The following is a 10,175-nucleotide window of genomic DNA, read 5'->3' on the forward strand; positions in this document are numbered from 1 at the left end:
GACCACGACTCGATCTGCTCAACCGTCAGCGACTTCTCACACAGTCACACCAACGAGCCCCGGCCCGCACGGTTACACCACATGCGGTTGCAGTACTAGGGCCTGGTCGAACGGATCCCGTAGGGGACGCGAGCACCCCCTACGGGGCCACAACGAGGCGCGGCGGGGCGGGTATTCCCGGGGCGGACCGGGGGCGTACCGGGGCTGAGCAATGGGGCGGGGTCTGGAAGCGGGGTTTCGGGGACGAACCGGGGGCGGGGGACAAGCCGAGGGCTGGCCCCGGGCTCGGGCCAGGTCCGGGGACGAACCGAGGGGCCGGCTCCCGCGTGGGGCCCAGCGCGGCCACAGGAGCCGAGCGGACCGCGGCCGGACTGGGCGTCGTACCGGAGCCGAACCGGGGCCGTACCAGGACGGGGGGCTACAGGGAGCCGTCGCCTCAGCGGGGCAATGCCACCACCTCAGCGGGGCAGTGCCACCACGTAGGCGATGGGGGCGCGGTCCGGGGCGGCCATGAGGGCCGTGCGGATGATGGCGGCCTGGTGGGCGGGGGTCTCGCGGAGGGTGCGGGGGAGGCAGCGGACGACGGTGATGCCGAGGCGCTCCAGGTGCTGACGCTTGTGGTCGAACGCGGAGTGCAGCGGGTCCTCCTCGGGGCGCGGGGCGCGGGTGTCGATCTCCAGGGCCAGCCCGTGCTCCGGCCAGAAGGCGTCCACGCCGCCCAGGTGCGGTCCGCCCGGCAGCCGCAGATCCACGTTCCACAGCGGGTCCGGCAGTTCGTGGTCGCGCACCATCGCGTACAGCCGCTGCTCGGCCTGCGCCCGGCCCTCGGCGAGCAGGGTGTCGACCGCGTCGACCACGTGCGGCCGGGTCAGCAGCCGGGCCCGGCTCAGCTCACGCACCACCACCGGCGCCTCGCAGTGCCCGCCGCGCACCGCCTCGGTCAGCAGCCGGCGCACCGCCGAGGCGTCGGTGAGCCCGGCGACCGCGTCGGCCAGGGCGCGCGCCACCGGGGCGGTCGGCACGCCGGTGATCTGTTGCGGCACCGGCAGCTCCACGGCCCGGACGACCTGTGCGAAGCCGGTCGAGCGCAGCCGCCGGGTGCGGGCGATCAGCACCTCGATGCGGTCCAGGGCGAGCAGCGGCGGCGTCTCCGAGAAGCCGTGCAGGGCGAGCGCCGCCAGGCCGGTGATCATCGCCTCGACGGGGGTCTCGGCGGAGGGTTGTCGGGGCACCGTCGGCCCCCGGTGACTGGCGTACAGCAGCACCGCGTGCAGCCGTTCCTCGCTGGTGGGCGGTCCGGGGTGGAGCAGGTAGACACCGGGGAGCAGCTGCTGCCAGCAGCCGCCGGGCCGGCAGCGCTCGGTCGTCTCGGCCGGTGGTACACCGTGCTCACGGAGCTGGCGGGTCGTCAGCACCTTGCAGCGGGCATCGGAGAGATGACGGAGGGGAAGGGGGGAGAGCGGGGTGTCGTGGTTCATGCCGTGGCGATTCCCGCGCCCGCTCCACCCCCTAACCGCTGTTACACGCCCGTGCCAGGAACCGGACAATCCTGGGCTAAAGTACGGGCGTTCGACTGCCGAAACGGGCTGGTCGGCAGGGAGGTTACGGCCTCGCCCCGGCCGCCTCGTCACAAGCCTGTGCGCGCAGCGCCCGGGCCAGATCGTCCCGCTCCTCCAGCACGATCCGGCGCAGCGCGGGCGCGGCCTGCGGATGCCCCTCCAGCCAGTCGTCCGCCGCCTCCAGCGTGCCGTGTTCCACCAGCCACGCCGGGAACAGCCCGCGCACCACGTCCATCGCGATCTCGATGGACCGCTCGCGCCACACCCGCTCGATCGCGGCGAAGTAGCGCGGTGCGAACGGCGCCAGCAGCTCCCGCTGGTCCGGCTGCGCGAACCCGGCGATGGTCGCCTCGACCAGCGCGTTGGACAGCGCGTCGGACTCCACCACGTCCGCCCACGCCTGCTCCTTGACCTCCGCCGACGGCCGGGCCGCCAGGCACCGCACCTGGTGGCGCTTGCCCGACGCGGTGTCGTCCCGCGCCAGCTCCGCGGCGATCACCGCCTCGTCCGCCACCCCGTGCGCGGCCAGTGGCGCCAGGAGTGCCCAGCGCAGCTCCTGGTCCACCTCCAGCCCGTCGATCGTCTCGGTGCCGTCGAGCAGCCCCTGCAGCAGCGCGAGGTCCGCGGGCGCGGCGGCCACCGCGGCGAAGTGCCGCACCCAGGACAGCTGGTGGCCGCTGCCCGGCTCGGCCCGCCGGAGCTCCGCCAGCGCGCCCTCGGCCAGCTCGCGCCCGGCGGCCTCCTTGTGGTCCGGTGCGGTGTACTGCTCCAGCGCCGCCTGGGCCTGCCCGTGCAGCGACTGCAGTACGCCGATGTCGGTCTCCCGGCCGGCGAACCGCCGCACCAGGCCGAGGTAGTCCCGGGCCGGCAGCAGCCCGTCGCGGGTCAGCCCCCACAGCGCCGCCCAGCACAGCGCCCGCGCCATCGGGTCGGTCAGCTCGTCGAGCCGGTCCCGCAGGGTCGCCAGCGAGTCCGCGTCGAACCGGACCTTGCAGTACGTCAGGTCGTCGTCGTTGACCAGGACCAGCTCGGGCCGCTCGGCGCCGGCCAGTTCCGGTACGGCCGTCCGCGGCCCGGCGACGTCGACCTCGGCCCGGGCGTACCGCACCAGCGCCGGGTGGCCGCTCCCGGACGAGGCGTCCTGCCGGCGGTAGAGGCCCACCGCGACCCGGTGCGGCCGCAGCTCGGGCTGCTCGGGCGCCGCCTCCTGGTGGACGGCCAGCTCCGCGATCCGCCCCTCGGCGTCGTAACTCACCTCCGGAGTGAGGGAGTTGACGCCCGCGGTCTCCAGCCAGGCCCGCGACCAGGCCGCCATGTCCCGGCCCGAGGTCTCCTCCAGTACGGCCAGCAGGTCCGCGAGCCGGGTGTTGCCGTAGGCGTGCCGTTTGAAGTAGCGCCGGGCGCCCTCCAGGAACGCCTCCTGCCCCACGTACGCCACCAGCTGCTTGAGCACCGCGGCGCCCTTGGCGTACGTGATGCCGTCGAAGTTGAGCTTGGCGTCCTCCAGGTCACGGATGTCGGCGGTGACCGGGTGGGTGGACGGCAGCTGGTCGGCGCGGTACGCCCAGGCCTTGCGGCGGTTGGCGAAGGTGATCCAGCCGTTCGTGAAGCGGGTGGCCGCCACCAGCGCGAAGGCGCCCATGAAGTCCGCGTAGGACTCCTTGAGCCACAGGTCGTCCCACCACTGCATGGTCACCAGGTCGCCGAACCACATGTGCGCCATCTCGTGCAGGATGACGTTGGCCCGCCGCTCGTAGGACGCCTCGGTGACCTTGCCGCGGAAGATGAACTCCTCGCGGAAGGTGACACAGCCCGGGTTCTCCATCGCGCCGAGGTTGTACTCGGGCACGAACGCGGTGTCGTACTTGCCGAACGGGTACGGGTAGTCGAAGTGGTCGTGGAAGAAGTCCAGGCCCTGCTTGGTGACGGTGAAGACGTCTTCCGCGTCGAAGTGCTTGGCCAGGCCCTTGCGGCAGAGCGCGCCCAGCGGGATCTCCAGCTCGGTGCCCCCGTCGAAGGTGCGGCGATAGGTGTCGGAGACGTAGTGGTACGGCCCGGCGACCACGGCCGTGATGTACGTGGAGATCGGCTTGGTCGTGGCGAACCGGTGCACCCCTTGCTCGGCCTCGCCCTCCTGCGCGCCGTTGCTCAGCACCACCCACCCCTCGGGGGCGGCCACCTCGAAGGTGAACGGCGCCTTCAGGTCCGGCTGTTCGAAATTGGCGAAGACCCGGCGGGCGTCGGCCGGTTCGTACTGGGTGTAGAGGTAGACCTCGCCGTCCTCGGGGTCCACGAAGCGGTGCAGGCCCTCGCCGGTCCGGCTGTAGGCGCACCGCGCGTCGACGACGAGGGTGTTCTCGGCGGCCAGGCCGTCCAGCGTGATCCGGGTGCCGTCGAAGACCTCGGCGGGGTCCAGCTCCCGGCCGTTGAGGGTGACCGAGGTGACCTCCGGCGCCAGCAGGTCGGCGAAGGTGCCGGCGCCGGGCTCGGCGCAGCGGAAGCGGATCGTCGTGTGTGAGCGGAACGTGGCCGCGGCGTCCCCCTCGGCCACCGCTGAGCGGACGTCCAGCGCCACGTCGTAGGCGTCGACGCTCAGCAGCCGGCCCCGCTGACGTGCCTCGTCCCGGGACAGATTCTCACCTGGCACGACGTGACTCCCTCGTCCTCGTCTCGAATATCGAACACGGGGAATCATGGCACGCCTCCCCGCGGTTGAACCGTCCGCGGCAACACCACAGATGCATACCGCTCTCACGAGGAGACGACGACGTGTCCGACACCCCCAAGACCCCAGCCGACTTCTGGTTCGACCCGCTGTGCCCCTGGGCCTGGATGACCTCCCGCTGGATGCTGGAGGTGGAGAAGGTCCGCCCGGTGGAGGTGCGGTGGCACGTGATGAGCCTGGCGGTCCTCAACGAGGACAAGCTCGACACGCTGCCCGAGGAGTACGCCGAGAACATGCGCCCCGGCGGCAAGGCGTGGGGCCCGGTCCGCGTGGTGATCGCCGTGCAGCAGCTGCACGGCGACGAGGCCGTCGGCAGGCTCTACACCGCGCTCGGCACCCGCTTCCACAACGAGGGCCTCGGCGTGACGTCCGAGAGCATCGCCGCGGCCCTCGACGACGCGGGCCTGCCCGCCGAGCTGATCGAGTACGCCGAGAAGGACACCTACGACAAGGAGCTGCGCGCCTCCCACAAGGCGGGCATCGACCTGGTCGGCCAGGAGGTCGGCACCCCGGTCATCGCCGTTCCCGGCTCCGACGGCGAGCAGATCGCCTTCTTCGGGCCGGTCGTCACCCCGGCCCCCAAGGGCGAGGAGGCCGCGAAGCTGTGGGACGGCACGCTGATGGTGGCGTCCATCCCCGGCTTCTACGAGATCAAGCGGACGCGGACGGCGCCGCCCAGCTTTGACTGACCTCCGCTTGCGCGGAGCGGATGAGGTCAACCGCACCCGAACTCAGGGTCCGATCGGGGCACCCCCGCGCTAGCAGGGCGAACGTATTGCACAACGGTGAACGGCCCCGCGAGTCACGTCCTCGCGGGGCCGTCCCTTTTTCCGCCCGCCACGCGAAGGGTGAGAAGACGATCACGAGGCGGGAGCCTGTAAGGCGTTACGGCGCCAGCAGCAGGTTGGTGGCGCGCTCCCGAGCGGAGCGGTACCGCTTGGCGACGTCCTGCCAGTTCACGACCCGCCACATGGCCTCGATGAAGTCCACCTTCTGGTTCTTGTACTGCAGGTAGAACGCGTGCTCCCAGGCGTCGAAGACCAGGATCGGGACCGAGCCCTGGCCGACGTTGCCCTGGTGGTCGTAGACCTGCTCGACGATCAGCCGGCCGGTGACCGGCTCGTAGGCCAGCACGCCCCAGCCGGAGCCCTGGGTGGTCGCCGCGGCCTTCGACAGCTGCGCCTTGAACTTGGCGAACGAGCCGAAGGACTCGGCGATCGCGTCGGCCAGCTCGCCCACGCCGTCCGTCTCCAGCGGCTCACCGCCGCCGTCACCGCTCATGTTGTGCCAGTAGATGCTGTGCAGGATGTGGCCGGAGAGGTGGAACGCGAGGTTCTTCTCCAGGCCGTTGATGCTGCCCCACTGGTCCTTGTCGCGGGCCTCGGCGAGCTGCTCCAGGGTGTCGTTCGCGCCCTTGACGTAGGCCGCGTGGTGCTTGTCGTGGTGCAGCTCGATGATCTCGGGGCTGATGACCGGCGCCAACGCCGCGTAGTCGTACGGAAGTTCAGGAAGTGTGTAGGTAGCCATGCCGATCCCGCCTCCAAGCTGCGTGAGTGCAGTAGTTGCAATCAATGTGCAAGAGCACGCTATCAGCAGGAGTGATCCACGGTCCGGTGCGGGGACCGGCCCGGTACGGGCACCGGCCCGGTACCGAAAGACGTAAGGCGGGGCGGGACCTCGTATGGAGGTCCCGCCCCGCCTCGGGGACGTCGGGAGGAGCGCCGGTGCGCGGCCGGTGCGCCGGCCGCCGCCGGCTAGTGGTCGGACGGCCCGGTCTGCTTGGCGCCGAGCGCCTGCTGCCGCAGCAGCCCGATCAGGATCAGTACGACCGCGAAGCCGCCGGTGAACAGCAGCTGGATGCGCTGGTTCTCGTCCCGCAGCATCAGCAGCAGCACGGCGACGATGCCCGCCAGCGCCACCCACGTCAGCACCGGGAAGGCCCACATCTTCACCACGAGCTTCTCCGGCGCCTCCCGCTCCAGTTGGCGGCGCATCCGCAGCTGGGCGACGGCGATGAAGCCCCACACCACCAGGACGGCCGCGCCGACCATGTTCAGCAGCCACTGGAAGACCGTGGTCGGCCACAGGAAGCTGAACAGCACCGCGAGGAAGCCGAACGCCGAGCACAGCAGCACCGCGCGGCGCGGCACCCCGCTGCTGACCTTGCCCAGCACGGCCGGGCCCTGGCCGCGGGAGATCAGCGAGTACGCCATCCGCGAGGAGCCGTAGATGTTGGCGTTCACCGCGGACAGCAGCGCCACCAGGATGACCACGTTCATGATCTGGCCGGCCGCCGGGATCTTCAGGTAGTCCAGGACCGCCACGTACGGGCCGGACTTGGCGATCGACGGGGCGCTCCACGGGATGACGGTGACGATGACGGCCATCGAACCGACGTAGAACAGGGCGATCCGCCACATCGCGGTGCGCACCGCGCGGGCCACCCCGCGCACCGGGTCCTTGGACTCGGCGGCCGCGATGGTCACCGTCTCCAGACCGCCGTACGCGAACACCGACGCCAGCAGACCGACCATCAGGCCGTCCACGCCCTTGGGCAGGAAGCCGCCGTCACCGGTGAGGTGCGAGGCACCGGGCGCCTGGGTGCCGGGCAGCACGCCGAGGATCGCCAGCACGCCCAGGACCAGGAAGATGCCGATCGCGGCGACCTTCAGGGCGGCGAACCAGAACTCGAACTCACCGAAGTTGGAGACCGCGGCCAGGTTCGTCCCGGTGAAGATCACCATGAACAGCAGGACCCACATCCACGGCTCGGTGGACGGGAACCACTGGTGCATCACGTCCGCGGCGCCCAGCGCCTCGGCGGCCACCGCCACACACAGCAGCGCGGTGAACATCCAGCCCACCGCGAAGCCGGCCCAGGAGCCGATCGACCGCTCGGCGTGCACGGAGAAGGAGCCGGAAGCCGGGTTGGCCGCGGCCATCTCGCCGAGCATCCGCATGACCAGCATGACCAGGGCGCCGGAGACGGCGTAGGCCAGCACGATCGAGGGGCCGGCCGCCGCGATGCCCTCACGGGAGCCGACGAAGAGGCCGGCGCCGATCACCCCGCCCAGGGCGATCATCGAAAGGTGGCGCTGCTTGAGGCCGTTGGACAGCGAGGGGCCGCCGTCGGCGCCCGCTGCCAGGTCGGTCTGCTCGCGCGCGGGTGCGGCGGACGAGGGTGTCCGATTCATGTCGTACCTGTCCCAGTAGATGAGAGCGGAGCAAGAGCGTTACTGCGTTCTCCCGGTGCCGCGACCGGCGCGACGGGCTGCCGGGCCCCGGGCCGCTGCCGGGGCAGGCGTGCGCGCAGGGGCCGCCGACGGCTCAACTCCGGGTTCCTCGGCAAAGCGGGCTCAGTCTGGGTGCCGGTGTCCGCTCAGGGCAACACTCGTGCAGCGAATGTTCGGTATTCAGACGCGATCGTCACCGTGCGTGCCTGAATCAGCGTCGGTTCACGACGCCGGGTGATCCCGGCCGCCGGCCGCCCGGTCCCGCCGGCGCCGGTCCCGCAGCTCCCGCCCGCCGGCCACCAGCAGCACCGCGGCGGTCGCCCCGGCCGACCACAGCAGCTGCGGCCGGGCCGTGTCATCGGTCAGCATCAACACCACGACCCCGCCCATGGCCAACAGCGCCACCCACGTCAGGTACGGGAACGCCCACATCCGCAGGACCAGCTTCTGCGGCGCCTCGCGCTCGATCCGCCGGCGCAGCCGCAGTTGGGAGACGGCGATCAGCCCCCACACGAACAGCAGCACCGCACCGACCGCGTTGAGCATGTAGAGGAAGACCGAATCCGGCCACTTCAGATTCAGCAGCACCGACACGAAGCCGAACGCCACCGACGCCAGCACGGCCCGGCGCGGCACCCCTCCGCCCGACACCGCCAGCAACCCGCGCGGCGCCTCGCCCCGCTCGGCCAGCGAGAACACCATCCGCGACGAGCCGTAGAGGTTGGCGTTCAGCGCCGACAGCAGCGCCACGAACACCACCACGTTCATGATCTGCCCGGCGCCCGGCACCCCGATGCGGTCCAGCACCGCCACGTACGGGCTGTGCCCCGGCCGCATCGACGACCACGGCAGCAGCGCCACGATCACCAGCATCGAGCCCACGTAGAAGAGGAGGATCCGCCACACCGCGCTGCGCACCGCCCGGCCCACCGCCCGCGCCGGGTCGTCCGACTCGGCCGCGGCGATGGTGACGACCTCCAGCCCGCCGAAGGCGAACACCACGGCCAGCACCCCGGAGACCACCCCGGCCCAGCCGTGCGGCAGGAACCCGCCCTGCCCGGTGAGGTTCGCGGTCCCCACCGGCGCGGTACCGGGCAGCACCCCGAAGACCGCCAGCAGGCTCAGGCCCAGGAACAGCACGATCGCGCCGACCTTCAGCGCCGCGAACCAGAACTCGAACTCACCGAAGTTCTTCACCGCGGCGAGGTTCGCCACGGTGAAGACGATCATGAAGAGCAGTACCCAGGCCCACTGCGGCACCGCCGGCAGCCAGCCGTGCGCGATCTGCGCCGCGCCGGTCGCCTCCACGGCGAGCACCACCACCAGCAGGAACCAGTACAGCCAGCCCACGCTGAACCCGGCCCAGCGCCCCAGCGCCCGCTCCGCGTGCACCGAGAACGCCCCCGACGCCGGCATCGCCGCCGACATCTCACCGAGCATCCGCATGACCAGCATCGCCAGCGAGCCCGCGATCAGGTACGACAGCACGATCCCCGGCCCGGCCACCGCGATCCCCGCACCGGACCCCACGAACAGGCCCGCGCCGATCACCCCGCCCAGCCCCAGCATCGTCAGATGGCGCTGCTTGAGCCCGGCGGACAGGGGCTCCTTCTCGCCGGCGCCCGCGCCGGACGCGGTCGGCCCGGCGGTGGTCGGTGTCTCGTGCATGGTGCGTAACTCTCACAGGGGCGAAGGCGGCCGGGCACACGGTCCGGGCCGCCGGCGGGTTTGGGGGAACTCCACAGGTCACCGCGGGGCGGGACCAGTGTCGCCGCACGCCGCGCGCTACCACAAAACCGGCGCCCGGCGGCCGCCCGCTCCGTGACGAGCATCACGTGACCTGCAAAGACACCGCGCACCCCAACTGGGGCGGGCATTCTGGCGGTTGTTCGGAAGTCTCCAAGCGGGCCACCGCGGCTTTGTCGCCGTCACACGATGATCGCCGGCGGCCCGCTGGACTAACGTCATCGCGTCCCCACCCGTCCCGATCCCTCTCACACCCGCGGAGTCCCGATGAGCACCGCCGCCCTCACCCGTTCCGGTACGGTCCTGGCCGATCTGCTGCCGGCCACCACCGCCTCCCGCGCCCGCGTCCGCGACGCCGCGCTGGTCGCCGGCGGCGCCGTGCTCACCGGCCTCGCGGCCCAGATCGCCGTCCCGGTCCCCGGCTCCCCGGTCCCGGTCACCGGCCAGACCTTCGCCGCCCTCCTGGTCGGCACCGCGCTCGGCGCCCGCCGCGGTCTGCTCTCCCTGGCCCTGTACGCCCTGGCGGGCATGGCCGGCATGCCCTGGTTCGCGGGCGGCTCCGCCGGCTACGCCAGCCCGACCTTCGGCTACATCGTCGGCATGCTGCTCGCCGCCGGCCTGACCGGGGCGCTGGCCCGGCGCGGCGGGGACCGCGGGGCGCTGCGCACCGCCGCCACGATGGCCGCCGGCACCGCCGTGATCTACGCCCTCGGCGTGCCCTACCTGGCGCTGAGCACCGGCATGTCGCTCGGCCAGGCCGTCGCCGTCGGCCTCGTGCCCTTCCTGTTCGGCGACGCCCTCAAGGCCGCGCTGGCCATGGGCGCGCTGCCGACCGCCTGGAAGCTCGCCGGCCGCCGCGACTGACCGCCGGCCGGACGACGGCACAGGGCGGGGCCCGCACCGATCCCGGTG

General features: G+C 72.0%; 7 protein-coding genes. 2 read left to right on the forward strand and 5 right to left on the reverse strand.

Going from position 1 to position 10,175, the window contains the following annotated elements; all coding sequences use genetic code 11:
- Positions 1-458: 458 nt before the first annotated feature.
- Both ACFV1J_RS39985 and pepN read right to left on the reverse strand, forming a co-directional pair.
- Positions 459-1,478 carry a hypothetical protein gene (locus ACFV1J_RS39985; RefSeq protein ID WP_385866872.1) on the reverse strand — a complete coding sequence of 340 codons (1,020 nt, stop codon included), beginning with the start codon at positions 1,476-1,478 and terminating at the stop codon, positions 459-461.
- A gap of 124 nt (positions 1,479-1,602) precedes the next feature.
- The gene (pepN, locus tag ACFV1J_RS39990; RefSeq protein ID WP_385866876.1) at positions 1,603-4,206 is read right to left on the reverse strand and encodes an aminopeptidase N; all 2,604 of its coding nucleotides are present in this window, start codon (positions 4,204-4,206) and stop codon (positions 1,603-1,605) included.
- A 185-nt stretch (positions 4,207-4,391) separates the two neighbouring features.
- Between pepN and ACFV1J_RS39995 the strand changes: the two genes are divergently transcribed.
- Complete coding sequence (locus ACFV1J_RS39995) at positions 4,392-4,973, forward strand: disulfide bond formation protein DsbA (RefSeq protein WP_385866887.1); 582 nt, start codon at positions 4,392-4,394, stop codon at positions 4,971-4,973.
- A gap of 196 nt (positions 4,974-5,169) precedes the next feature.
- On the opposite strand, the gene ACFV1J_RS40000 is transcribed toward ACFV1J_RS39995, so the two are convergent.
- From ACFV1J_RS40000 to ACFV1J_RS40010, 3 genes are all read right to left on the reverse strand, one after another.
- The gene (locus tag ACFV1J_RS40000) at positions 5,170-5,811 is read right to left on the reverse strand and encodes a superoxide dismutase (protein WP_385866879.1); all 642 of its coding nucleotides are present in this window, start codon (positions 5,809-5,811) and stop codon (positions 5,170-5,172) included.
- A gap of 227 nt (positions 5,812-6,038) precedes the next feature.
- The gene (locus ACFV1J_RS40005; RefSeq protein WP_385866880.1) at positions 6,039-7,478 is read right to left on the reverse strand and encodes an amino acid permease; all 1,440 of its coding nucleotides are present in this window, start codon (positions 7,476-7,478) and stop codon (positions 6,039-6,041) included.
- Positions 7,479-7,739: 261 nt separating this feature from the next.
- A complete protein-coding gene (locus tag ACFV1J_RS40010) occupies positions 7,740-9,185 on the reverse strand; it encodes an amino acid permease (RefSeq protein WP_385866883.1) in 1,446 nt (481 codons plus the stop codon).
- Between the two features lie 345 nt (positions 9,186-9,530).
- Between ACFV1J_RS40010 and ACFV1J_RS40015 the strand changes: the two genes are divergently transcribed.
- Positions 9,531-10,127, forward strand: coding sequence for a biotin transporter BioY (locus ACFV1J_RS40015; protein WP_385866885.1), 597 nt, complete (start codon positions 9,531-9,533; stop codon positions 10,125-10,127).
- Positions 10,128-10,175 lie beyond the last annotated feature (48 nt).

This window comes from Streptomyces sp. NPDC059649, from assembly GCF_042734445.1.
Taxonomy (GTDB): domain Bacteria; phylum Actinomycetota; class Actinomycetes; order Streptomycetales; family Streptomycetaceae; genus Streptomyces.

Coding starts and splice junctions, on each gene's coding strand:
- ACFV1J_RS40015 (WP_385866885.1), top strand. CDS start 9,531: ATGAGCACCGCCGCCCTCACCCGTTCCGGTACGGTCCTGGCCGATCTG.
- ACFV1J_RS39985 (WP_385866872.1), bottom strand. CDS start 1,478: ATGAACCACGACACCCCGCTCTCCCCCCTTCCCCTCCGTCATCTCTCC.
- ACFV1J_RS40005 (WP_385866880.1), bottom strand. CDS start 7,478: ATGAATCGGACACCCTCGTCCGCCGCACCCGCGCGCGAGCAGACCGAC.
- ACFV1J_RS40000 (WP_385866879.1), bottom strand. CDS start 5,811: ATGGCTACCTACACACTTCCTGAACTTCCGTACGACTACGCGGCGTTG.
- ACFV1J_RS40010 (WP_385866883.1), bottom strand. CDS start 9,185: ATGCACGAGACACCGACCACCGCCGGGCCGACCGCGTCCGGCGCGGGC.
- ACFV1J_RS39995 (WP_385866887.1), top strand. CDS start 4,392: ATGACCTCCCGCTGGATGCTGGAGGTGGAGAAGGTCCGCCCGGTGGAG.